At 60.7% G+C, this 24,024-nt stretch carries 18 protein-coding genes; 7 read left to right on the top strand and 11 right to left on the bottom strand.

Annotated features, from left to right (window positions below; all coding sequences use genetic code 11):
* The first annotated feature begins 73 nt into the window (after window positions 1-73).
* The 7 genes from HQR01_RS08030 (at window position 74) to HQR01_RS08000 (ending at window position 5,856) form a co-directional block, all read left to right on the top strand.
* Window positions 74-1,357, top strand: a complete 1,284-nt coding sequence (locus HQR01_RS08030; RefSeq protein ID WP_234030307.1) for an APC family permease — start codon at window positions 74-76, stop codon at window positions 1,355-1,357.
* A gap of 111 nt (window positions 1,358-1,468) precedes the next feature.
* Entirely contained in the window at window positions 1,469-2,218 is a 750-nt protein-coding gene (locus HQR01_RS08025; protein WP_173214109.1) for a glutaredoxin family protein, read from the top strand.
* Window positions 2,215-2,628, top strand: a complete 414-nt coding sequence (locus HQR01_RS08020) for a potassium channel family protein (RefSeq protein ID WP_173214107.1) — start codon at window positions 2,215-2,217, stop codon at window positions 2,626-2,628. The genes HQR01_RS08025 and HQR01_RS08020 overlap by 4 nt, the downstream gene beginning before the upstream one ends.
* Entirely contained in the window at window positions 2,625-3,152 is a 528-nt protein-coding gene (locus HQR01_RS08015) for a DUF305 domain-containing protein (RefSeq protein ID WP_010412760.1), read from the top strand. The genes HQR01_RS08020 and HQR01_RS08015 overlap by 4 nt, the downstream gene beginning before the upstream one ends.
* Entirely contained in the window at window positions 3,149-3,637 is a 489-nt protein-coding gene (locus HQR01_RS08010) for a DUF6692 family protein (protein ID WP_173214105.1), read from the top strand. The genes HQR01_RS08015 and HQR01_RS08010 overlap by 4 nt, the downstream gene beginning before the upstream one ends.
* 93 nt (window positions 3,638-3,730) lie before the next feature.
* A complete protein-coding gene (locus HQR01_RS08005) occupies window positions 3,731-4,435 on the top strand; it encodes an NAD(P)-dependent oxidoreductase (protein ID WP_173214103.1) in 705 nt (234 codons plus the stop codon).
* Between the two features lie 71 nt (window positions 4,436-4,506).
* Entirely contained in the window at window positions 4,507-5,856 is a 1,350-nt protein-coding gene (locus HQR01_RS08000; RefSeq protein ID WP_173214101.1) for an MBL fold metallo-hydrolase, read from the top strand.
* A 15-nt stretch (window positions 5,857-5,871) separates the two neighbouring features.
* Here the strand turns inward: HQR01_RS08000 and HQR01_RS07995 are convergent, their stop codons facing one another.
* From HQR01_RS07995 to HQR01_RS07945, 11 genes are all read right to left on the bottom strand, one after another.
* Complete coding sequence (locus tag HQR01_RS07995) at window positions 5,872-8,202, bottom strand: heavy metal translocating P-type ATPase (protein ID WP_173214099.1); 2,331 nt, start codon at window positions 8,200-8,202, stop codon at window positions 5,872-5,874.
* Between the two features lie 139 nt (window positions 8,203-8,341).
* On the bottom strand, window positions 8,342-8,704 hold the full coding sequence (locus tag HQR01_RS07990) for a copper-binding protein (protein WP_172970324.1): 363 nt from the start codon (window positions 8,702-8,704) through the stop codon (window positions 8,342-8,344).
* The gene (locus tag HQR01_RS07985) at window positions 8,701-11,868 is read right to left on the bottom strand and encodes an efflux RND transporter permease subunit (RefSeq protein ID WP_152434346.1); all 3,168 of its coding nucleotides are present in this window, start codon (window positions 11,866-11,868) and stop codon (window positions 8,701-8,703) included. The genes HQR01_RS07990 and HQR01_RS07985 overlap by 4 nt, the downstream gene beginning before the upstream one ends.
* Complete coding sequence (locus tag HQR01_RS07980) at window positions 11,865-13,355, bottom strand: efflux RND transporter periplasmic adaptor subunit (RefSeq protein WP_173214097.1); 1,491 nt, start codon at window positions 13,353-13,355, stop codon at window positions 11,865-11,867. The genes HQR01_RS07985 and HQR01_RS07980 overlap by 4 nt, the downstream gene beginning before the upstream one ends.
* Window positions 13,352-14,587, bottom strand: a complete 1,236-nt coding sequence (locus HQR01_RS07975; RefSeq protein ID WP_152434344.1) for a TolC family protein — start codon at window positions 14,585-14,587, stop codon at window positions 13,352-13,354. Before HQR01_RS07975 ends, HQR01_RS07980 begins: the two co-directional genes overlap by 4 nt.
* 121 nt (window positions 14,588-14,708) lie before the next feature.
* Window positions 14,709-15,224, bottom strand: a complete 516-nt coding sequence (locus tag HQR01_RS07970) for a hypothetical protein (RefSeq protein ID WP_234030081.1) — start codon at window positions 15,222-15,224, stop codon at window positions 14,709-14,711.
* A complete protein-coding gene (locus tag HQR01_RS07965; RefSeq protein ID WP_152434343.1) occupies window positions 15,175-15,813 on the bottom strand; it encodes a cation diffusion facilitator family transporter in 639 nt (212 codons plus the stop codon). Before HQR01_RS07965 ends, HQR01_RS07970 begins: the two co-directional genes overlap by 50 nt.
* On the bottom strand, window positions 15,810-18,302 hold the full coding sequence (locus tag HQR01_RS07960; protein WP_173214095.1) for a heavy metal translocating P-type ATPase: 2,493 nt from the start codon (window positions 18,300-18,302) through the stop codon (window positions 15,810-15,812). The genes HQR01_RS07965 and HQR01_RS07960 overlap by 4 nt, the downstream gene beginning before the upstream one ends.
* Complete coding sequence (locus tag HQR01_RS07955) at window positions 18,302-21,523, bottom strand: efflux RND transporter permease subunit (RefSeq protein WP_173216237.1); 3,222 nt, start codon at window positions 21,521-21,523, stop codon at window positions 18,302-18,304. Before HQR01_RS07955 ends, HQR01_RS07960 begins: the two co-directional genes overlap by 1 nt.
* A gap of 46 nt (window positions 21,524-21,569) precedes the next feature.
* On the bottom strand, window positions 21,570-22,721 hold the full coding sequence (locus tag HQR01_RS07950) for an efflux RND transporter periplasmic adaptor subunit (protein WP_173214093.1): 1,152 nt from the start codon (window positions 22,719-22,721) through the stop codon (window positions 21,570-21,572).
* 11 nt (window positions 22,722-22,732) lie between these two features.
* A complete protein-coding gene (locus tag HQR01_RS07945; protein WP_173214091.1) occupies window positions 22,733-23,971 on the bottom strand; it encodes a TolC family protein in 1,239 nt (412 codons plus the stop codon).
* Window positions 23,972-24,024: the final 53 nt, after the last annotated feature.

Here is a 24,024-nt window from a genome sequence, read left to right as displayed (position 1 = left end):
AGTCTTGCAAGACCATGAGCACGAGAATCAAAGCGAGACAGCTGGCTCGATAACCCTGCTGGGCGGCGTGGCGATGGGAACCGGCGTCATGATCGGTGCCGGCATATTCGCGCTGACCGGGCAGATCGCCGAGCTTGCCGGTCCGCTCTTCCCCTTATCCTTCATCGCTGGCGCGCTGGTAACCTCGCTGGCGGCCTACAGCTATATCAAGATGTCGAACAAATGGCCGTCTTCGGGCGGCATCGCGATGATCTTGCAAAAAGCATACGGACCCGGCGTGATCGCCGCCTCTGCCTCGCTCCTGATGGCGCTCTCGATGGTCATCAATGAAAGCCTCGTGGCCCGCACCTTCGCGACTTATGCGCTGCGCCCGTTCGGCCTCGAAAGCAGCGGGTGGCTCGTTTCTCTCGCAGCGCTTGCCCTCATCATCTTCGCCTATCTCGTCAATGCAGCGGGCAACAAGTCGGTAAGCGGCTTCTCGCTCATCATGTCCGCCATCAAGATCGGCGGCATCGCGCTGTTCGCAGTCGCGGCGATCTGGGCCAGCGGTTTTTCATCAGGCGCGTTTTCGCAGCCCGTTTCGCTGACGAATGCAGAAGCCATGCTCGCCTCTGTTGCTTTCTCGATCCTCGCCTTCAAGGGCTTCACCACGATTACCAATAGCGGCGGCGAAATCATCGACCCGCACAAGAATGTCGGTCGGACCATCATGATCTCGATCGCGGTCTGCATCGTGATCTATCTGCTCGTCGCATTGGCGGTGGGTTCGAGCCTGAGCATATCCGAGATCGTCGAGGCGCGCGATTATTCGCTCGCGGCAGCGGCGCGTCCGGCGCTGGGTGAGCTGGGCTTCTATTTCACCGTCGCGATCGCGATCGCCGCCACGACTTCGGGCGTGATCGCGAGCGTATTTGCTGTGTCGCGCATGCTTGCGATGCTGACCGACATGAAGATGATCCCGCACAGCCATTTCGGCATGAGCGGCGGAATTCGCAGCCACATGCTGGTCTATACGGTGGTCATTGCCGGGACGCTTGCCGTCCTGTTCGATCTGTCGCGGATCGCCTCGCTGGGCGCCTTCTTCTACCTCGTCATGGATATGCTGGTGCATTGGGGCGTCCTGCGTCACCTGCGCAAGGAAGTCGGCGCGCGCGCAACAATACTTCTTACAGCACTCGCGGCAGATGGCGTGGTCCTTGCAGCTTTTACCGCGGCCAAATTGCGCAGCGATCCTGCCGTTGTCGCCTATGCGGCGATCGGCATCGTCGCAGTCTTCATGGGAGAATGGATTTACCTTTCGGACAATTCCGAAGCGCCCGCTTCTCACAAAGATGATCGGTCAGAAGAGAAGAGTTGATGGCAACTTTTCGCTGGGCCTTGAGGCTCTTGCAGCGGGGTTTTTCGAAACCGTTCACCGAAAACCGGCGTTGAGCACGAGACACGTCAGGCAAAACAGATGGAGCGATTCATGACGACCCGAACAGCGGCGGTCTACCGCATGGTAATGGAGGACCATGTCTGTCCCTATGGCATCAAGACGGTCGATCTTCTCAAGCGGCAAGGTTTCGAGGTCGACGATCATCACCTGACCAGCAGGGAGGAAACCGACGCATTCAAGGACAAGCACAACGTCGAGACCACCCCGCAGACCTTTATCGAAGACAAGCGCATTGGCGGCTATGACGATGTCCGCGAGTTCTTCGGCAAGAGCCGTTCGCAGCCAGAGGAAGGCGAGACCAGCTATCAGCCGGTCATTGCGATTTTCGCGGTCGCGCTTCTGCTCGCGCTCGGACTGAGCTGGGCTTTTTTTGATAACCTCTTCACTGTCCGGGCCGCCGAATGGTTCGTGAGCCTATCGATGACCCTGCTCGCCGTTCAGAAGCTTCAGGACGTGCGCAGTTTCTCGACGATGTTCCTCAACTACGACCTACTCGCACGGCGCTGGGTGCCCTATGGCTTCGTCTACCCGTTCGGCGAAGCCGCTGCCGGCATTCTCATGACCGCGGGCGCGCTGACTTGGCTTTCTGCTCCGTTGGCATTGTTCATCGGCACCGTCGGCGCTGTCAGCGTCTTCAAAGCTGTCTACATCGACAAGCGTGAGCTCAAATGCGCCTGCGTGGGCGGCAGCAGCAATGTGCCGCTCGGCTTCGTCTCGCTGACCGAAAATCTGTTCATGATCGGAATGGGTCTGTGGATGGGCGCGAAGCTTCTCGCATGATCACCGCGCTCCTTCTCGCCGTCCTTCTGTTCCTCTCGGCTGTCGCTTCGCACCTTGCCATTCTGGGTGTCGGTCACCGGCTTCTCGACCGGCGCCGCGATACGCTGGCAAAGCTTGCCGTTTCGCTGCTCGTGCTCGCGTCGCATTTTCTGGTCGCGATCCTTTTTGCAGCAGGTTTCTGGCTGGGCGCGCAATGGGGCCTGGGAGGTTTCGACAAGGCGCCTTCCATGGACTGGATGGACTACTTCTATTTCTCGCTCATCAACGTGACCACACTGGGCCTGGGCGACATTTATCCGACCGAGCACCTGAGAGTTCTGGCCGGCGTCGAGGCCCTCACCGGCTTCGCTCTCATCAGCTGCTCGGCGCAGCTATTCTGGACCATGATGCAAAAAGGAGAAAAAGCATGACTGAAAAGACGACCCACTCGGACAAGGGAGGGGGCGGCAGCTACTGGCGATTCATGGCCATGGTGTCGACCTCGACCGTGATCATGTTCTTCCTGATGTATGCCAACACCTTTACCGTCGATGATCTTTTCTGGAGCGAAACGCGCTTCTGGATGATGTTTGTCATGGGCGCGATGATGATGGTTGTCATGCTGCTCTTCATGTGGGGCATGTACAAGGACCGGACCAAGAACTTCATTATTCTGGGCGTCGGCGCCTTCGTGTTCGCCCTCGCGCTGTGGCTGGTGCGCAGCCAGACCACCGTCGACGATACCGAATATATGGCAGCGATGATCCCGCACCACTCGATCGCGATCATGACCAGCGAACGCGCGAGCCTGAAGGATCCTCGCGTGCGCGAACTCGCTCAGGCCATCATCGTCGCCCAGCGCCGCGAAATCGCCGAGATGAAATATCTCATCGACGATATCGAACAGAACGGTCCTCGGACCGAAGAACGCCTGCCCGAGGAGATGCAGCCATGAACAAGATAGCTTTCACGGCGCTCATCGCGCTACCGCTTGCCGCCTGCAATTCGAACACCGCTCCGGGCAACGACCGCGAAGCCCAGCTCGACCCGCCTGCCACTGCCGCGCCGATCGAGGATGCGGCCAGTGCACTGGCAAATGTTGACCCGGGCCTCATGCTTCCCGGGACCATGAATGACGCGGACCTTGCTGCTCTGGGCGCAGGACAGGCCTGCCAGTTCCGCCTGACCGAAGTGGCCTTTCCCTCATTTGTCTATGACGGTGACGGGAGCGGAGCGATCAAGATCAATGGCAAATTGATCCCCGTCGCTTCTGATGGTCCCGGTAGCTATTCGAATGGCGAGCTTCGGATCAAAACCCGTATGTTGGATGGTGAAGGCGATGCGGGCTTGCAAATGCAGGAGATGATCGTCGCAGCGCCAAGAGCCAAGGATGAATTCGGCTTTTGGGGCTATACCACCTGTCCGGCTGAAGGAGCCTGAAACTGGCAGGGCGCACGGGCGGGCCACCGGCTACCCCATGCGCCCGCGCCTCCTCCGTTCGTCGCCCCCGCCAGTTTTAACAGGAACAAGCAGATGACTGATACGAGGCCCATCGCTGTCTTCGGGGCGGGCGGGAAGACCGGCACCGAGCTATTGAGGCGTGCCCTTGCCTCGGACATACCGATCCGCGCCTTCGAACACACAGTGCCTGGATCAGACGAGCGGGTGGGCGACTTCGAATATATCGAATGCGATGTGCTGTCGGACGATTTCGCGGGCGATCTCGATGGCTGCCGCGCGGTTATCTCGACGCTCGGTGTCGCTTTCGGTCCGGGCAATGCGATGGATCCACCGCCGCTCTATACCGATGGCACGCGCAACCTGCTCGAGGCGATGGCACAGACGAAGATCGACCGCATTGCCGTGATCTCCGCTGCCTTCGTCGAACATCAGTCGAGCGTCCCGGCGTGGTTTGAACTCACCGCCAAGCCTGCATTGTTCAATATACTCGAGCAGATGCGCGCCATGGAAGCGATGCTCAGCGACGCCCAAGGCATCAAATGGACGGCCGCACGACCGGGCTGGCTGCTGGATGAGCCTTACACCGGCGATGCCGTCATTACGGACGAACGCTTGGCAGAAGGCTGTTTCCGCTGCCGTCATGCTGATCTCGCGGCGAGCCTGCTCGATTTCGTGTGCGAAGATACCTGGATCAACGCAAAGCCTGCCATCGGCAGGCCCGAAGCCGAACATTTCGAAAGTCCCGCCGCCATCAAGGCCGAACTCGGGATCGATTGAGCGCCGTATAATTTTGCGATTTGTGACAGGCCCGCACGTTGCAAGTTGTGAGCAACAGACAAGGAAATCGTATGTTTCTGGAGAAAATCAAAACCCCTGGCCTCTCGCACCTTTCCTATATCATCGGCTCGGGCGGACAGGCAGCGGTCATCGATCCGCGCCGGGACTGCGAGATCTATGTCGAAAAGGCGCGGGCCGAAGGACTGGAGATAACGCACATCTTCGAAACCCATCGCAATGAGGATCTGATCAGCGGCTCGCCGATCTTGGCCGATTTGACAGGAGCCAAGGTCTATCACGGGCCCAACGCGGCAGGCGAGATCGTTTTTGCCAATACCGCACGCGAGGGCGATTGTTTCGAGCTGGGTCAATTGCGGATCGAGGTGCTGGAAACACCTGGACACACCGACGATCATCTCGCTTTCATCATCCATGACGGCGAATATTCCGAGGGACCGGTCGGCGTCTTTACCGGCGATGCCCTGTTTGTCGGCGATGTCGGGCGCACCGATTTCTATCCCGAGCGCAAGGAAGAGGTCGCAGGCCTTCTGTTCGACTCACTGCAGAAACTTTGCGGCCTCGGCGATCAGGCGATTATCTACCCGGCGCATGGTGCGGGCTCGGTCTGCGGGTCGGGAATGGCGGATCGGGAATTCTCGACAATCGGCCACGAGCGACGCAACAACCCTCGCCTGCGCATCTCCGACCGCGACGAGTTCATCAAGGCGAAGGTGGCAGAACACCACCACCAACCTCCCTATTTCCGGCTGATGGAACGGCTTAACCTCGAAGGGGCCGATGCCGCGCCGCGGGTCATACGACCAAGGCGCTTAGGGCTGGGAGAGCTTGACGAGATCGAAGCCGATCACTTGGTCGATGTGCGCGAGCCGCTCGCCTACGCTGCCGGCCATCTGCCGGGTGCCATGTGCCTTCCGGTGGGAATGATACCGGCCTTTGCCGGATGGTTTCTCAGTGAAGGCGACAGGATCGCCCTCATCGCTTCCGAGGAAGACCAGCTAGCCCAGGCCATGGCCCATCTGGTGCGTATCGGTCTCGATAATGTTGTCGGCGGCTATGTCGGCGTGGTTCCAGCTGCCGCACAGGGCAAAGCGATGCGCAGCATTCCCATGATCGGCACAAAAGAAATCGCGCGCAGGCTCGATCAAGACAGCGGCGAGTGGACCTTGCTCGACGTGCGCGACGCGGACGAACGGCAAGTAGCAAGGATCGACGGGTCAGCACATATCTATGTCGGTGAGCTCAACACGCGGTGGGAAGATCTCGACCGCGACCGCCATTACACGCTGATGTGCGCGAGCGGTATGCGGGCGAGCGTTGCTGCGGGCTGGCTGGCAAGCCAGGGCTTCAAGCGCCTCGACATCTATCTCGGCTCCATGGGCGCTTGGAAAAAACGCGTATAGCTGAAGTTTGGCCTCTCAGACTTCGAGGCGCAGACCCCGCAGCCGCAGCGCATTGCCTATCACCGATACGGAAGAGAGGCTCATGGCTGCGGCCGCAATCATCGGGCTGAGCAGCACTCCGAAGAAGGGATACAGCACGCCTGCCGCGACCGGGATGCCGAGTGTGTTGTAAGCGAAGGCGAAAAACAGGTTCTGCCGGATGTTGCGCATCGTCCCACGCGACAGCACGATGGCCTGCACCACTCCTGTCAGGTCGCCGCGAACCAGCGTCACGCCGGCGCTTTCGATTGCGACATCGGTGCCGGTGCCCATGGCAATGCCGACATCGGCGGCGGCCAGTGCAGGCGCATCGTTGATCCCGTCCCCTGCCATGCCGACGCGGCGACCTTGCGCTTTCAGCTCTTCGATCTTGCGGTGCTTGTCTTCGGGCGAGACATTCGCATGCACTTCATCGATTTTCATTTCGCGCGCGACCGCTTCGGCAGTGCTGCGGCTGTCGCCCGTCAGCATAACGACCCGGATGTCGCGCTTGTGCAGCGCCGCAATAGCCGCTGCGCTGGTAGGCTTGATCGGATCGGCCACCGCGATAAGGCCTGCCGGCCGGCCATCGAACGCAACGAACATCACCGTCTGACCCTGCTTGCGACCATTTTCGGCCGAGCCCAGCCAGGCCTCGTCATTGATCCCGACGCGCCGCATCATCTTCTCATTTCCGATCGCAACACGGCGGTCCTGGACGTTGGCTTCAACGCCTTCCCCAGTCGTCGAAGCGAGATCCGTGGCATTGGCAGGAGAAACGCCGCGCGTCCGCGCGCCCTCGACAATGGCATAGGCCAGCGGATGTTCGCTCCCCATTTCGACACCTGCCACCGCAGCCAGGAAATCGCTTTCCTTGATGTCATCTGCCGGCGTCACCGCCACCAAATCGGGTTTGCCCATCGTCAGCGTGCCGGTCTTGTCGACCACCAGCGTATCGATTTTCTCGAGTGTCTCCAGCGCCTCGGCATTGCGGATCAGAATCCCGTGCTGGGCACCCTTGCCTGTGCCCGTCATGATCGACATCGGCGTAGCGAGACCGAGCGCACAGGGACAGGCGATGATCAGGACTGCAATGGCATTGACCAGCGCATAGGCAAGCGCTGGTGCGGGCCCCCAGATTCCCCATACCACGAAGGTGGCGATGGCTATCACCACCACCGCAGGCACGAACCAGCCCGCCACCTGATCTGCCAGTCGCTGGATCGGTGCGCGGCTGCGCTGCGCCTCGGCCACCATCTGGACGATCTTGGACAGCATCGTGTCTTTGCCCACACCGGTCGCGCGCATGACGAACCCGCCAGTCTGGTTGACCGTGCCGCCAATGACTGTGTCGCCAGCCTGTTTGGCGACCGGCAGCGGTTCGCCGCTGATCATGGATTCGTCGATGGCGCTCGATCCCTCTTCGATCTCGCCATCGACCGGAACCTTATCGCCCGGTCGAACGCGCAGACGATCGCCTGTGGCCAGCTGGTCGAGCGGCACCTCGCGCTCATCGCCGGAGCCGAAGATCTTGACCGCGCTGGGCGGCGCCAATTCGAGCAATGCGCGCAAAGCGCTCGAGGTCGAGCCTCTTGCCTTGAGCTCGAGGACCTGTCCGAGCAAAACGAGTGTGGTTATGACCGCTGCCGCCTCGAAATAGATCCCGACCCGTCCCGAATGGTCGCGGAACGCCGCAGGGAACAGATCGGGCGCGACCGTCGCCACCACGCTGAACAGATAGGCGATGGCAACGCCAAACCCGATCAGCGTGAACATGTTGAGATTGCGCGTCTTGAGCGACTGGACGGCCCGAACGAAGAACGGCCAGGCTCCCCAAAGAACAACCGGTGTGGCAAGGGCAAACTGCGCCCATTGCGCCCAGGCAGGTTCGATCAGCCGGTCGAAACTGAGCCCCGGTGCCATGTCGCTCATCGCGTAGACGAACAAAGGCAGCGTGAGCAGCGCGCTCCACCCGAACCTACGCCGCATGTCGACCAGTTCGGGATCGGGGCCATCGTCTAGCGAAACCGTTTCCGGTTCGAGCGCCATGCCGCAAATCGGGCATGAACCCGGCCCGGGCTGGCGGATTTCAGGGTGCATCGGGCAGGTGTAGATCGTGCCTTCGGGCACATCCTCGACCGCGTCGAGATGCGCGCCCGAGAGATAGAGCTCGGGATCGGTGACGAACTTGTCGTGACATCGCGGCGAACAAAAATAGTGCTCGGCCCCCGCATGCTTCGCGATATGCTCTGCTCCGTCGATCGCTACGCTCATGCCGCAGACGGGATCGATGGCGGTGCCTTCGAGCAAGCTTGCGTCCGTGCTCATCGCTCTTCCTTTCTCACTCTACAGCAGACCTCTTACAGCCTTGTGCCGAATACCTTCGAATTGCCGTCACGATACCAGATTCCGGTCGCCCCGCATCTCATTGGGCGGCACCAGGTTTGCCAGGCACCACCCAACCGACTCACTGCTTCGTGATCGACGTGATCACATTGCCTTCAGAACCAGTACGAAATTCAAAGGCAATTCCCTCACCGACGCTTACTTCGCTGCGCAGTTGTTCATCGGCTCCAAAAGCCATGGTCATCGCAGGCCATTCGATCGCCGGGACCGGACCGTGGTCGACGGTTATCGTGCCCGCTTCGGCATCGATTGCAGTGACCGTGCCTTCTGCGTTGGCGGTTTGCATTCCGCTGCCAGGTTCCATCATCGGCATATCTTCGCCGTCCATCATTTCATTCTCTGCCATCGGCATGTCGTTCATCTGGGCAGTGTCCTGGCCAGAATCGCAGGCCGCCATCGCCAGCGGAAGGGCCAGTAGGCTCATGAGGGTTGTGGTACGCATTCTTCTTCTCCTTGGGGTTGGGTTGGCCGTTCGGGCCGGGGGCGCCGCATCAACAAATATGCGGCGGGGATAACGAACATCGAAAGCAGCGGTGCGGTGATCATGCCGCCCACCATCGGCGCGGCGATGCGGCTCATGACCTCCGAACCTGCGCCGGTTCCAATGAGGATAGGGAAGAGACCGGCAAGAATGACGGCCACGGTCATCGCCTTGGGACGCACGCGCAGAAGAGCACCCTCCCTGATGGCTTCGCCCACGCCGTCCGCATCGAGGGCACCGCTGCGCCGGGCCAGCGCAGACTTGAGGTAGATCAGCATGATGACGCCGAACTCGGCAGACACACCGGCAAGCGCAATAAAACCCACCGATGTCGCAACAGACTGGTTGTAGCCCATCAGATAGAGCAGCCAGAAGCCGCCGGTGAGGGCAAAGGGCAGTGTGCCCATAACAAGTAGCGCTTCGTCGAAGCGGCGGAAGATCAGGTACAGCAAAACGAAGATGATGCCGAGCGTCGCGGGAACGACGACCTGCAACCGCTCATTGGCGCGGGTGAGATATTCAAACTGGCCCGCGTAAGAGATGCTCACACCGGCAGGCAGATCGACGCCCTCTGACACCGCCTCCTGAAGATCGCTTACGACCGAAGTAAGATCGCGCCCGCGCGTGTCGACATAGACCACGCTGATAAGACGGCCCTGCTCATTCTTGAGCATGGGGGGGCCATCGCTGACGCTCACCTGCGCTACGGTGCCGAGCGTAATTTGCTGGCCAGAGGGGGTTAGCAAAGGCAGCGCGCGCAGTTCTCCGAGACTGTCGCGGATCTCGCGCGGATAGCGGACATTGATAGGATATCGCGCCAATCCTTCGACTGTCCGTCCGATATTCGCGCCGCCGATCGCGCCTGACACAATTTGCTGAACATCGGCGATATTCAGCCCGAAACGCGCCGCAGCGACCCGGTCGATGTCCACATCGACATAGCGGCCTCCCGAAAGACGCTCTGCCAATGCGGAGCTGACGCCAGGAACCTGTTTTGCGACATTCTCGACCTGCAAAGCTACGCGCTCGATTTCGGCAAGGTCCTCGCCGGACACTTTCACGCCGATCGGGCTTTTGATACCGGTCGCGAGCATATCGATGCGGTTGCGGATCGGGGGCACCCAGACATTGGCGAGTCCCGGCACCTGCACAGCACGATCGAGCTCGTCGACGAGCTTCTCTGGCGTCATGCCCGGCCGCCAGTCTTCGCGCGGCTTGAACCGGATGGTTGTCTCGAACATCGTGAGCGGCGCGGGGTCGGTCGCTGTATCGGCCCGCCCCGCTTTTCCGAAAACGGTGTCGACTTCCGGTACGGATTTGATCAGTCGGTCCGTCCGCTGAAGCAATGCGGACGCTTCACCAGGAGACAGGCCAGGCAGAGCGCTCGGCATGTAGAGGAGATCGCCTTCATCGAGCGGGGGAAGAAATTCTCCTCCAAGACGGGTGAACGGGATCAGCGCTGTAAGGAATACCAGTCCGGCCACAACCAAAGTGGTTTTCGGTCGGCGCATTACCCAATCAAGACCGGGCCGGTAGGCGTTGGTCAGCAAGCGATTGAGGACGTTGGTGTCCTCCTTGGGTATCTTCCCGCGGATCAGCCAGCCCATCAGAACGGGAACCAGCGTCACCGACAGAATGGCGGCCGCCGCCATGGCATAGGTCTTGGTAAAGGCCAGTGGGGAGAAGAGCCGCCCTTCCTGCGCCTGCAGAGTAAACACCGGCAGGAACGATAGGGTTATGATCAGGAGGCTGAAAAACAGCGCTGGCCCCACCTCTTTCGATGCGTCCGCAATCAGTTTCCAGCGCTCATCGTTGGACATCTTCTCGTCGGGATGGTCCTCTTCCCAATGCTCGATATGCTTGTGCGCGTTCTCGATCATGACGATGGCAGCGTCGACCATCGCGCCGATTGCGATGGCGATGCCGCCCAAGGACATGATGTTCGCATCGACCCCCTGGAACCGCATCACGATAAAGGCCGCCAGCACCCCCAATGGAAGCGTGACGATCGCCACCAATGCTGATCGCACATACCACAGGAACAGCGCGCAAACGATCGCGACGATGATAAATTCGGCGATGAGTTTTCCGGTCAGGTTTTCGATCGAGGCGTCGATCAGCTTCGAACGATCATAGGTCGTGACAATCTCGACCCCTTCAGGAAGACTGGCCTGGAGCACGTCGAGCTTCTCTTCGACAGCCGCGATCGTTGCCCGCGCATCCTCGCCTTGTCTAAGCACAACAATACCGCCTGCGACTTCGCCTTCGCCATTGAGTTCGGCGATTCCTCGCCGCATTTCGGGGCCAAGCTGGATCGTGGCGATATCGGATAGAGTAACCGGTATACCGTTCCCGACTGATTTGAGAGGGATCTGCCGGAAGTCGTCGAGAGACGTGAGATAGCCTGAAGCGCGGACCATAAACTCGGCCTCGCCCATTTCGACCACCGATCCGCCAGCCTCTTGATTGGAAGCTTGTATGGCGCGCACGACATCGCTGTAAGTGACGCCAAGCGAAGCCATGCGATAAGGCTCCAGGACGACCTGGTATTGCTTGACCATGCCGCCGACGCTGGCGACCTCTGCGATGCCCGGAATGGTCTGCAGCTCATAGCGCAAGAACCAGTCCTGAAGGCTCCGAAGGCCAGCAAGGTCGCTGTTCCCCGTTCGGTCAACCAGCGCATATTCGTAAATCCAGCCTACGCCCGTCGCGTCCGGCCCGAGCGAGCTGGTCACTCCGTCGGGCAATTCGTTTTGCACCTGGTTGAGATATTCGAGCACGCGCGAACGCGCCCAGTAGAGGTCCGTCCCATCCTCGAAGATCACGTAGACGAAGCTGTCGCCGAACATCGAATAGCCGCGCACTGTTTCCGCGCCCGGCACCGAGAGCATCGTCGTTGCGAGCGGATAGGTGACCTGGTCCTCGACGATGCGCGGAGCTTGCCCCGGATAATTCGACCGCACCACGACCTGCACATCAGACAGATCTGGGATCGCATCGACAGACGTTGCGCGCACCGCCCAGAAGCCGGCGAGCGCGACCGCGAAGGCCGCCAGAACGATGAAAAACCGATTGGCGATCGAGGCATCGATTATGCGCGCGATCATCGGTCGGTCTTCCGAATGGATTCGATGCGCGGACCGGTGTCGTGCTGCGAGAAGGTAAACTCGACCTTGTCGCCCGGTTCAATACCGTCAACTAGAGCGGCGTCGGCGAGGGCGAAGGGCATGACCATGCTTGGCCATTCGAGGGCGGGAACCGGCGCGTGGTTGAGAGTGATCGAAGCACCAGCGATTTTCGTCACTCTTCCCGTAGCGGTGTATGCCCTCATCTTTGGCGAGCCGTCCGACGCCATGCTCATGGTCCCATCGATCGACCTGACGTCGATCCCGCCAAGACTTGCTTCGGAGTCGATCAGGAACTGACCTGAAGTGACGACCTGCTCGCCCTCCGCAAGGCCTGCGAGTATCTCTGTCCTGCCATTCGCTTCGCGCCCGATTTCGACCTCGGCAGGCAGGAACGCGCCTTCATCCTGCTTGAGCATCACGAGATTTCGGCGTCCGGTTCGAATGACCGCCTCCGACGGTACCAGCAAGGCTCGCCGTGTGTCGGGTGAAAGCGACACCTGCGCGAACATCCCTGGTTTCAACCTGCTGCGCGGATTGGGTAGCTCAGCCCGGACGGTGATGGTTCGGCTCGCGGCATCGGCGCTTGGAAGGATGGCAACAATCCGTCCCGCAAATCGCTGATCCGGATACGCTGCCAGGGTCGCACTGATGGGCTGGCCCTGCCGGATATTTGCGGCCTGGGCTTCAGGAACCGAAGCTTCAAGCCATATCGGCGAAAAGCCCGTAATCTCGGCCAAAGTCTGACCTTCCATTACAGTCATGCCGGAGCGCACCCCAAGCATTGTTACGGCACCGCCCACCGGAGCCGTGACGGTGATCGTGTTTTGGGCTCTGCGTGTGCGTTCGACCGATGCGATCATTGCGTCGTTCATTCCAAGCAATCGCATGCGCTGCCGCATCGCATCTGCCAGCGCCCGATCGCCAGTATTGAGCACAGCAATGTACTCGCGCTGCGCGCCGCCCCAATCAGGGACCAAAATATCGACGATCGGAGCGCCGCGACTGACGACATCGTCCTGCGTAAGGCCATAGGTGCGTTGGACGTAGCCCCCCGCGCGCGGCTGGACGATAGCTATATCCCTGCTGTTGTATGCGAGGACACCCGTAACGGTGATCTCCGGTTCGAGAACGCCGAACTCGGCTGCTGCGGTGCGAATTCCGAAATTCTGCACAAGGCCGGGATCAATCCGGACGCCCGCTTCCGCAGCTTCTCCGGCGCACTTGGGAACCAGCATCATGTCCATGAAGGGCGACTTACCGGGCTCGTCAAAACGTTGTCCGGGCACCATCGGATCGTACCAATAAAGCACATCCTCACAGTCAGTATCCGTCGGCGAGCCAGCTCCGCTGCTCTCGCCGCCGAGCATGTGAAGACCGTAGCCAGCAGCCAGGCTGACAAGGGCAATACCTAGCCCAGCCGCAAACATGCGTCGGCGCTGCGTAAATCGTTCGAGCACGGAGTTCATGGCCTGCCCTCCCCGTATGTGAGTTGTAGCTCGACCGCCGCCTGCACGGCCGCCTGTTCGCGTTCGAGAATTTCCAGCTCGAGCAAGGCAAGTGCGGATTTCGCCGCAATCACATCGACGAGATCGGCACGCCCGGCCGCAAAGCTGGCTGTCTCGAGGTCAACGCGGTCACGCGCGAGCGGAAGAAGTTCATCACGCGCGCGGCGCCATTGGCGCATAGTGCTGCGCCAAGTGGCGAGATCGGCTTCGAAATCCGCGACCAGCGCGCGTCTGCGATCCTCGCGTTCGGCCAAAGCGGCAGCGGCATCGGCTTCGGCGGCGGCGATGCGCGGATTCTGCCGCCGGTCGGTGAAGATCGGAAGAGTAATCGACCCCATGACCGACACCGCATCGCCAAACGCCTGGTCGCGACGACCATAGTTGACGCTCACCCCAAAATCCGGCCTCTTTTCAGCGCGAGCGAGCGCGACACCGGCTTCGGCCCGGTCTCGTTCCGCATCGGCCAGAATGAGTTCGGGATTCCCTTCCAGTTCGAAGCGAAGCTGGTTTTCATCCAGAGCCGCCGTGGGAGCCTCACCCAAGGCAACCGGGTCAGGGAACGGTATGTATCGGGAAAGCTGCGCTTGCGCCGTCTCGCGCTCGGCCTCGATCGACGTCGCTGCATCCTCGATCCCAAGCAATTCGCGCCGTATCACGAGGCTTTCGGCCGGGCGGGCCGAGCCCGACGCAACTGCGCTATTGGCAACAGGGATGAAGGCTCGCAGCTCATCGAGCGCTGTGCTGGCGAGATCGAGGCGTTCTTGCGCGTAGAACAAGCTGACCCAAGCGGTTCCAGCGCTTGCGAGAAGATTGCGCTCCGCCATACCGAGCCGTGCTTCCGCCACCCGAACTTCGGAACTGGCAACGCCATACCTCGCCCGTCGCCGCGCAAGATTGGGTATCTCCTGCTCGATACCGATGGCGACTTGCGTAGGAAGTTGCCGGTCAAGCTCGAACGCCGCGGGTCCGCTTACCGGAAGGTTCATAACCCCTGCGCGTAAACGCGGGTCGGGAAGCTCGTCCGCCGCTTCCGCAGCCTCGCGCCGTGATTGTACACGCAGCGCGCCAGCTTCCAAAACGGGTTGCTCGCCCCGCACCGCTGCAAGTGCTTCCTCGTATCCGACAGACTGCGCTTGCGCAGCTTGCGCGGCGAGCAGTGCCGAAAACGGCACCCAGCCAATTCGCCAATCCATAATTCTCACTCTTTCAAAGCGAACTGGCCGGGAACGACTTCGGCGTACGCGTCAATCGACACGGCGCAAGTCAAGTAATCCGTCAAGCTCGCAAACGGCGCAGAGCACCGCCCGGGAAATGCTAGATGGTGAGTTCGGTTTGTGGAGGCGGAGATTCCGGCGGTCGAGGCTGGCTGTCGAGCCTGTTGGCGCTAGCGGCCAGATACGTAGGCGCAACAGGAAACGGTCCTGCATGCGCCAGTCCCGGACCCGCAAGCGCCAGCGGTGGCAGGCAATTCATGGCTACGAGACAATCGAGGCTCATCTCGCAGCATGAGCCATGCTGTTCGGCCGGGTCCGTTTCGGAAACCATCTGTTCGGGCATCGCGTGTTCAGACATGCCGTGCTCGGCCATGCCTTGCGCCATTTCAGCACAATCAGCCGACCCAGCCATTTCGCTCTGCGGAACGGCCGCCTGCGCAGCAACCTGCACAAGCAGTCCAAAGCTGAAGCAAATCAGGGTCAAGGCGCGAACAAATTTCACGAAGCTGCGATAGTCTGAATAAGGAGCCGAGGCAATCCAGCGGCCAAAATGCAAAATTCGAGCATCATCTTCGGAATTCGTCGCCTTTGATATGTTGGGTGCCCGCTTCCTCATGCTTATCCCTGTGCGCATCGCGAAGGATATCGATCCCGCCATACAGGGCGATGCCAGCAACCGCGATCCCAACCACGAGATCCGGCCAATTTGCGCCTGTAAGCATAACGATGATCCCGGCGACGATGATACCGCCGTTCGATATGAAATCGTTAAAGCTAAACGTGGTCGCTGCGCGCAGATTGACATCCTTTTGCTGAAGCTTCTGGAGCATGCGCAGGCATATGAGGTTCACCACCGCCGCGATGCCCGCCATGGCGATCATCATCAGGCCGCCCGGCTCGGAGCCTTCGATGAAACGCCTGACGGCATCGGCGATAACGCCTCCGGCGAAGACTAGGAGCATAATGCCTGAGAAACGCGCGGCCCCTCGTTTCCAGGATTGCGAACGGGTGAGAGCCAGAAGACTGAGCGCGTAGACAAATGCATCGGATGAATTGTCGAGCCCGTTGGCCAAGAGCGCGTTCGAGTCCGCAAAATAGGCAACGACAAAGAAACCAACCGCGATTGCGACGTTGAGCCACAATACGATCCACAATGTGCGTCGCTTGTCCGCCGAATCCAGATCGAAGTCATCGTTGCAGCTCATACTGGCTTCCCCGTTCTCTCTTTTGTGCCGCCCTTCTCCTTATACGCCAGCAGCCGGAGCGCGTTGGCGACCACGATCAGTGTCGATCCTTCGTGAACCGCGACAGCGGGGCCTATCCCGAGACCGAAAATGGTTGCCGGGATGAGCACGACGACAATTCCGAGACTGACGATCATATTCTGCCGGATGATCGACCGGGTCTGTCGGCTCAGATCGACGGCGAAAGGCAGTCGGGCGAGATCATCGGCCATCAGCGCGACATCGGCTGTCTCCAATGCAACGTCCGATCCGGCAGCCCCCATTGCTATTCCGACCGTTGCGTTCGCCATGGCCGGAGCGTCATTGACCCCGTCTCCGACCATCGCAACCTTGTCCTGGCCGGCAAGCTTGCGGATGGCCTTGACCTTGTCGTCGGGCATGAGATTGCCCCAGGCCTCGTCGAGGCCGACTTCCTTTCCAACCGCATCGGCCACTCTTTGGTCGTCGCCCGAGATCATGATCATTCGGGTGATCCCGAGGCCGCGCAACGCTTCGAGCGTCGCCTTTGCCGCCGCACGCGGCGTGTCGAGCAAGCCGATCGCTCCGAGATCGCGCGTTTCCGAGCGAACGCCCATCGTCGTCCGCCCGCGCTCGCGCATGGACTCTATAGCATCCGACAGTTCGGCACTGAGCGGAGGGACCCCATCTTGCCCGAACATTTCGAGCTTTCCGATCCACACCCGCTCACCGCCGACAAGCGCGGTGATGCCCTTGCCTGTGAAGCTTTCGAGATCGGTTGCTTCGGGCAGAGTCTCATCGCCAAGCCGCTGCTTGCCGTCCCTGACAATCGCCTGTGCCAGGGGATGATCGCTCAGATTTTCAGCCGCCGAAGCAATCGCAAGCAGTTCGTTTTCAGATACACCCTGCGCGGGTTCGACATCGGTAATGCGGGGTTCGCCTTCGGTAAGAGTACCGGTCTTGTCGAACGCGATGGCCTTGAGCGCACCGAGATCCTCGAGCGGCGCGCCGCCCTTTACCAGAATGCCGCTGCGCGCTGCTCTGGCCACTCCGGACAAGACCGCGCTCGGGGTCGCGATCGCCAAAGCGCAGGGGCTGGCAGCCACAAGCACCGCCATCGCCCGGTAGAAACTGTCGCGGAAGGGTTCGTCGATGACGACCCATGCGAAAAGGAGCAGGCCGGCCAGAGCGAGCACGGCAGGCACGAAAATTCGCTCGAAGCGCTGCGTGAAGCGCTGGGTAGGAGATTGCTGAGCCTCGGCTTCGCTCACCATTTGGACGACCTTGGCTAGGGTCGTATCGCTCGATCGCCGGGTCACTTCCACTTCGAGTGCGCCCGATCCGTTGATCGTCCCCGCGAAGACGCGATTGTCATCCGCAAGATTGTCAGGATTGGCGCGCGCAGAAGCGACATCCGAAACCGCGCTCTTGTCGACCGGCACGCTTTCGCCGGTCACCGGAGCCTGATTGATGGCACTGACGCCGTCCAGGATGAAGCCATCAGCCGGAAGGCGTTCGTTCGGACGCACGATTACCACGTCGCCTAGCGCAAGCTCCTCGACCGGGATCTCAACTACGTCAGTTCCGCGCTTTACCCGTGCGGTGTCCGGGGCAAGCCCGGCGAGCGCTTCGATAGCTTTCTTCGCGCGCCCCATCGCGTAGTGTTCGAGCGCGTGGCCGAAACTGAACAGGAACAGCAGTAGCGCGCCTTCGGCCCATTCCCCGAGAAAGGCGGCGCCCGCAGCGGCGACAAGCATGAGGCTGTCGATTTCGAACCGGCGGAGGCGCAAATTGTCCCACGCCTCTCGGAGAGTGAAGAAGCCTCCGAAGAAATATGCCACTATATAACAAGCGAACGGCAGCCAGACCGGATGCCCGTCCCATAGCTTCTCGATCCCGAAGCCGATGGCGAGAAATGCGCCCGAAGCGAGCGAGAAAAAGAGTTCAGTATTAGCGCCGAAGATGCCGCCGTGACTGTGCCCGGAATGATCTTTATCGTCATGGCGGTGTTCTTCAGCATCTCTGGCATTTGCGGCGATTTTGTCGGCCTTGATTGAAACCCCCAGTTCTTGCAGCGCATTGGCAATCGCGGTCTCATCGGTACGCCGGCGGTCGAACTCGGCGACCAGCTTTCCGCTCGCATCGGCATTTGCTTCAAGTACGCCGGATTCGCGGGCTACCAGATCTGCGACCGTCTGCGCCCGGCGCACCGAATTAATGCCCTCGGTTTGCCACACAACATGCCCGTAGCGCCCGGAAATTTCCGCTCCTGCTACGTGCGCAAGTTCTCTGATCCGCGCGATCGTGAGACGATCGGGATCGTAAGATATTGCAAGCTGGGCAGGTGCACTGTTCGATCCTTCAACGACCTCGACCCCATGCACACCTGCCCGCGAACTGAGCAACGACTGCAGCCGAGCGATACATCTGTCGGTGTCGCTCGGAATGTCCGGGAGAAGCGACGATAGTTCGAGTTCGATATTCCGTGTCACTAGCTGTCGCTCCTCGCTGCTGCTGATGTCTCAACCTGGGTCGCGCGCGGTTTTCTCGCGAAGATCAGGCTTACAATGGCAGGCAATACGAACAGGGTGAGCGCGGTGGCGGTGATCAACCCACCAATGACAACCGTAGCCAATGGACGTTGCACTTCGGCCCCGGTTCCCGTCGCAAGCGCCATCGGAACAAAGCCGAGCGATGCAACTAGCGCTGTCATCAACACCGGCCGCAGCCGCGCGATCGCGCCCTCGATGATCGCGTCGCCCAGTTCCAAGCCTTGCTCGAGACGCTGCTTGATCGCTGTGATCATGACGAGGCCGTTCAGCGTCGCAACTCCGGAGAGAGCAATGAACCCCACCGCTGCCGAGATGGAAAAAGGCATGCCGCGCAGAGCCAGGAAAAAGACCCCGCCAGCCAGTGCCATAGGGATTGCGCTGAACACCGCCAGCGCAGGGACCCAACCGCCGACCGCCAAATACAGGAGCAACAAGATGACGCCGAAGGCGAGCGGAACCACGATCAGCAGACGCTGCTGAGCCTGTTGCAGGTTCTGGTACTGACCGCCCCATTCGATGAACGATGCGGACGGCAAATCAACATTCGCGGCAACCTCGGACTGTGCCTGCTCGACGAATGACCCAAGATCACGTTCACGAACGTTGGCGGACACAATCACCAGCCGGCGACCCTGCTCGCGCCGGACCTCGGCCAAGCCATCGATCACCTGAAACTTTGCCACTGCGCGCAACGGCACGGTTCCTCCATTGGGAAGCACGATCGGCAATGATCCGAGCTGGTCGAAGTCATTGCGATTTGCATCCGATAGCCTGACCACGACATCGAAACGTCGATCGCCTTCGAACACCAGCCCTGCGTTTCGACCTCCAAGCGCTATGGCAACGGACTGCGCCACGTCTTCGACCGTGAGGCCGTAGCGCGCAATCGTTGGCCTATCGAAGGCTATATCGAGCGTCGGAAAACCCGAAACCTGCTGGACCTTCACATCGGCCGCGCCCTCGACACCGCGGAGCACGACCGCGACCTGGTTTGCAGCCGCAGTCATGGCCGTGAGATCATCGCCGTAGAGTTTGATCGCGACATCGCCGCGAACGCCTGCGATAAGCTCGTTAAAGCGCAGCTCGATGGGCTGGCTGAATTCATAGAGATTGCCAACGAGATTGCCGAGCGCCTCTTCCATCTCGCTTACAAGTTGATCCTTAGACAGCGAGGGGTCAGGCCATTCTTCGCGCGGTTTGAGGATAACATAGGCATCCGAGATGTTCGGCGGCATGGGGTCGGTCGCGACCTCTGCCGTGCCGGTGCGCGAAAATACCAGCTCAACCTGCGGGAATTGCTTCAATCGCGCTTCAACCTGGCGCTGCATTGTAAGCGACTGCTCCAGTGGGGTGGAAGGAATACGCAATGACTGGACAGCCAGATCACGCTCGTCGAGCTGCGGTGTAAATTCGCTGCCGATGAAGCTGAAGACAAGCGCCGCGAGCGCGAACACGCCGACTCCGGTACCGATGACAGGCCATGGACGGGCAAGCGCTCTGCGCAGCAGCGGACCATAGCGCTCCTTTGTCATTCGGATGGGCTTTGCTTCCTGTTCGTTGATTTTCTTGTTCAGCAAGAGAGCGATCATCGCGGGGACGAACGTGAGCGAGAGGATGAATGCCGAGGCAAGTGCCAGCATCACCGTGATGGCCATGGGCGAAAATGTCTTGCCCTCAACCCCGGTGAAGGTGAGGAGTGGCGCAAAAACCAGAAAGATGATCGCCTGGCCATACACCGTTGGCTTGATCATCTCATGCGCCGCTGCCCGCGTCTCGGCAAGGCGTTCGCGCAGTGTGAGCAAACGTCCCTCGTGCTCCTGCCTTGCGGCGAGGCGCGCGATGCTGTTTTCGACGATGATTACAGCGCCATCGACAATCAGGCCGAAATCAAGCGCACCAAGACTCATCAGATTGCCAGATACGCCAAGCCGGTTCATGCCAATAGCTGCCATCAGCATCGACAAAGGGATGACCAGAGCTGCAATGATCGCGGCGCGGATGTTTCCAAGCAGCAAGAACAAAATAACGATGACGAGAAGCGCGCCCTCGACAAGGTTGTTGCGTACCGTCACGATGGTCGCATCGACGAGTGTCGAACGGTTGTAGACGATCTCCGCCTCAACTCCTGCTGGAAGCGACGACCGTACCTCGTCGAGCCTGTCGGCAGCACCCGCAGCTACGGTGCGGCTGTTTTCGCCTGCGCGCATCAGCACAGTACCCACGACGGCTTCCTCGCCATTCAGCGAGGCTGCACCAGTGCGGAGATCGCCGCCAATCTCGACCGTTGCCACGTCGCCGACGCGGATCGGCACACCTTCGCGCGTTGCCACCACTGCCTGCGCAATGTCTTCTACGGAATTCAGCCGGGAATCGACCCGTGCAAGAAGAGCTTCGCCAGCCCTTTCGACAAAGTTGGCGCCTTCGGCTTGGTTCGCCGCTTCGAGCGCGGTAATCAGCTGGTCGAGCGAAACGCCGTAGCCGTTGAGGCGGTCGGGGTCTGGCTGCACCAGGTACTGCTTCTCAAAGCCACCGATCGAGTCCACGCCCGCCACGCCGTCGGCCGTACGCATCAGCGGCGCGACAACCCAATCCTGTACCGTGCGCAGATAGGCGGCTCTTGCCACCGCCGTGTCCAATCGCTCGCCCCGGTCCGTGAGAAAGCTGCCGTCCTTCTGCCAGCCAACAGCACCACCCTTGGGCGCATCGGTTCCACCCGGATGCTCGAATTCGATGGTATACATCAACACCTCGCCGAGACCGGTTGCAATCGGACCCATTGACGGCTCCGCACCTGCAGGAAGCGAAGAGGCCAGGTTGGCGATCCTCTCTTCGACCTGCGACCGGGCAAAGTAGATGTCGGTGCCTTCTTCGAAGATCGCGGTGACCTGGCTGAAGCCGTTACGCGAGATCGAGCGGGTCATCTCAAGTCCCTCGATACCGGCTAGTCCGGTTTCGACAGGGAAGGTTACCTGCGTTTCGATCTGCGAGGGCGAGAGGGCCGGTGCCTCGGTGTTTATCTGCACCTGAACATTGGTGATGTCCGGCACCGCATCAATCGGCAGTTTTGCTAGATTGAACGCGCCCCAAATGGCAACACCTAGGGCAAGGGCTACGACCGCCCAGCGATTGCGCACCGACCAGTCAAGGACGCCGCCAATCAGGCCATCATGGCTGCTGCGCTCCTCCTCGAAACCGCTTTCAGACCGATCAATGTCCATGTTCGGCCTCCTCTTTTCCGAGTTCGGCTTTGAGTAGGAAGGCGTTTTCGGTCGCGATCCGCTGGCCATTCTGCAATCCGGACTCGATCACGATGCGCCCTCCCGAGCGCGATCCCGTCACGACAGGCATCGCCCGAAACCCGGTACGCGTGCGAACGAACACGACTTCACGGCCTTCGACCATCTGAACTGCGGATTCAGGCACCGAGATCGAGGTCGCATCGGTTTCACCTGAGGGTCGGATGCGCGCCTGCAAGAATGCGCCTGGCTGCAATCCAGGGACCGCTCCGGCGAGTGAGATTATCGCTGTCGCGCTACGGCTTTCCGGATCGAGTGCCGGGGTCACCGAGCGCACACGTCCGCCGATCTCCCGGTCCTGCCCGAGCTCCAACGTAGCTTCATCGCCCGGCCGAATTCTCGCAGCATCGCTGGCAGGCAAGGCGACCTGCACCTGCAAGCCGCTCGCGTTCACGATCTGGAACATCTCTTCACCGGCGGAGACGTAGGAGCCAAGCACGATCGGCGCGCTGGTGATCTGCCCTGAAATCGGACTCGTCACGGCCAGCGAACGCCCATCCCCGCTGACACCAGCAGCAGCGGATGCGGCTTGTGCGCGTGACAGCTCCGATCTTGCCACTTGCAGATTGGCCTGCGCCGCTTCGAGATCCTGCCGGGCCGTCACATTGGCCTCGAACAGCCGCTTTTCGCGGTCGTAGAGCGCAGACAGTTCATTGACCCGCGCACGCGCGGCAGCGACCTGCGCAGCCAGTCCGGCAGCATCAGCGCTCTCGATCCGCGCGATCACCTCCCCCTGCCTGACATAATCGCCAAGCATCTTGTTCACGCTCTTCACCACACCGGATGCACGCGCATCGATCCGTGCGCTGGCATTCGGCGCCGCGGCGACGGTCGCTGGGAATACAAGCTCCGTTGCTGCGCCGAATTGGACAGCTTCGATTTCTATCGACGAAGCTGCGATCTGCTTCTCGTCGATCAGCAGAACGCCTTCGGGGACTTCGCTCTTTTCAACTTGTTCCGCTTGCTGGTCGGGTCCGTTTGAGTCAGCGGGCCAGAAGACCGAGGCCAAGGCGGCCAGCAAGATCAGGACGCCGCTTACGGCGATCAAATGGCTACGTTCCATGGAAATGGGCCTCACTGTGCGTTGAGCCAGATGAGCCGCGCCGCGAGCAGGCCGCGGGTCTCTTCTGCCTGAATCAGATTTTCACGAATGGCGTCGCGCGCTTCGGCAGCCGCCAGAACTTCGATCAGCGGAAATCTGCCATTGCGGTAGCCGATTTCGACGAGCCTGAGCGCTTCCTCAGCCTGCGGCAGGGATGCGCTGGAGAGGGTCTCCACACGCGTTTCGGCGGCCAGATAAAGCGTTCGCGTCCGCTCGAACTCCACGCGGTAGTCCGCCTCGGCTATCGCCTCGCTCGCGCTTGCCGCGCGGTATTGCGCCTCGGCGGCTGCGATGTTGCCCTGGTTGCGGTTGCGAAAGGGAAGCGGAATGGAAATCCCGACGATGAACGCTTGATCGTTGCTTTCCTCAAAACGGCGCACGCCTGCCGACAGCGTTGGGTCGGGAACGCCAAGCGAGCGCTCACGCGCAATTTCGGCTTCAGCAAAGCTGGTTCGAGCGCCCGCAATGCGCAGTTGCAACGGATTTTCGGAAACCGGCGGTGCAAGGGGCGGCGATAAGTCAGGAAAGACGTTCGATACTGCGGGATTGGGCTGTCCGGATACCCAGAGAGCCGCGAGCGCCTGACGTGCTGCTAAATCGTCTGCTTGTGCAGCCTGCAATTCGGCCTCCGCCTCGGCAAGCGTAGCTTGTGCACGCATAGCTCGAAGAGGCGGCTCCCGCCCGACCTCTACAAGCACGTTGGCGATCCGCGTCAGTTCACGGTTTCGCTCGACGATTTCCCGCGCGAGAACGAGGCGTTGGCCTGCGGCGACAGCCTGCACATAACGCTCGCGCACCCCCAAAGCGAGTTGCGACAAGGCAAATTCGCTCTGCAAGCCGGCGAAATCGGACGATGCGCGTGCGCTCGCGATGCGTGCGCTTCGCTTGCCGCCGAGTTCGAGCGGCTGACCGATCGCTAGGGTATATTCGGTCGACCGCAGCCCGGAGAAAGCGCCGGAGCCCGCGATGTTCTCGGCCTCGAGCGATAGCTCGGGATTGGGTCGGAGGCGTGCTTGGTCGATAGCCGCACGCGCGGCTTCGGCCTCCGCCTGAGGGCCGTAAACCCGGGGATTGCTGGAAGGGTCATCTTCCCCTTCAATGCCGACGCCCGCTCGAGCGAGCGCTTCCTCGAGTGTAACTGTTTCCTGTGCCAATACTGGCGAACCCGTGGACACGGCAATCAAGGCCGCGGCCAGTGCAAAGCACCGCATTATTGTATCTCCTGACTGAAACCAATCGAGCGCACGCGCAGGCGCACTCGCAC

The sequence above is a fragment of the Erythrobacter mangrovi genome, assembly GCF_013260645.1.
GTDB lineage: Bacteria > Pseudomonadota > Alphaproteobacteria > Sphingomonadales > Sphingomonadaceae > Qipengyuania > Qipengyuania mangrovi.
Note: the sequence above shows the minus strand (reverse complement) of the source record. Positions and strands in the feature narration are given on the sequence as shown.

Excerpts from the sequence above, each read along its gene's own strand:
- HQR01_RS08030 (WP_234030307.1), top strand. The coding sequence starts at position 74 with ATGGGAACCGGCGTCATGATCGGTGCCGGCATATTCGCGCTGACCGGG.
- HQR01_RS08025 (WP_173214109.1), top strand. The coding sequence starts at position 1,469 with ATGACGACCCGAACAGCGGCGGTCTACCGCATGGTAATGGAGGACCAT.
- HQR01_RS08020 (WP_173214107.1), top strand. The coding sequence starts at position 2,215 with ATGATCACCGCGCTCCTTCTCGCCGTCCTTCTGTTCCTCTCGGCTGTC.
- HQR01_RS08015 (WP_010412760.1), top strand. The coding sequence starts at position 2,625 with ATGACTGAAAAGACGACCCACTCGGACAAGGGAGGGGGCGGCAGCTAC.
- HQR01_RS08010 (WP_173214105.1), top strand. The coding sequence starts at position 3,149 with ATGAACAAGATAGCTTTCACGGCGCTCATCGCGCTACCGCTTGCCGCC.
- HQR01_RS08005 (WP_173214103.1), top strand. The coding sequence starts at position 3,731 with ATGACTGATACGAGGCCCATCGCTGTCTTCGGGGCGGGCGGGAAGACC.
- HQR01_RS08000 (WP_173214101.1), top strand. The coding sequence starts at position 4,507 with ATGTTTCTGGAGAAAATCAAAACCCCTGGCCTCTCGCACCTTTCCTAT.
- HQR01_RS07995 (WP_173214099.1), bottom strand. The coding sequence starts at position 8,202 with ATGAGCACGGACGCAAGCTTGCTCGAAGGCACCGCCATCGATCCCGTC.
- HQR01_RS07990 (WP_172970324.1), bottom strand. The coding sequence starts at position 8,704 with ATGAGCCTACTGGCCCTTCCGCTGGCGATGGCGGCCTGCGATTCTGGC.
- HQR01_RS07985 (WP_152434346.1), bottom strand. The coding sequence starts at position 11,868 with ATGATCGCGCGCATAATCGATGCCTCGATCGCCAATCGGTTTTTCATC.
- HQR01_RS07980 (WP_173214097.1), bottom strand. The coding sequence starts at position 13,355 with ATGAACTCCGTGCTCGAACGATTTACGCAGCGCCGACGCATGTTTGCG.
- HQR01_RS07975 (WP_152434344.1), bottom strand. The coding sequence starts at position 14,587 with ATGGATTGGCGAATTGGCTGGGTGCCGTTTTCGGCACTGCTCGCCGCG.
- HQR01_RS07970 (WP_234030081.1), bottom strand. The coding sequence starts at position 15,224 with ATGAGGAAGCGGGCACCCAACATATCAAAGGCGACGAATTCCGAAGAT.
- HQR01_RS07965 (WP_152434343.1), bottom strand. The coding sequence starts at position 15,813 with ATGAGCTGCAACGATGACTTCGATCTGGATTCGGCGGACAAGCGACGC.
- HQR01_RS07950 (WP_173214093.1), bottom strand. The coding sequence starts at position 22,721 with ATGGAACGTAGCCATTTGATCGCCGTAAGCGGCGTCCTGATCTTGCTG.
- HQR01_RS07945 (WP_173214091.1), bottom strand. The coding sequence starts at position 23,971 with ATGCGGTGCTTTGCACTGGCCGCGGCCTTGATTGCCGTGTCCACGGGT.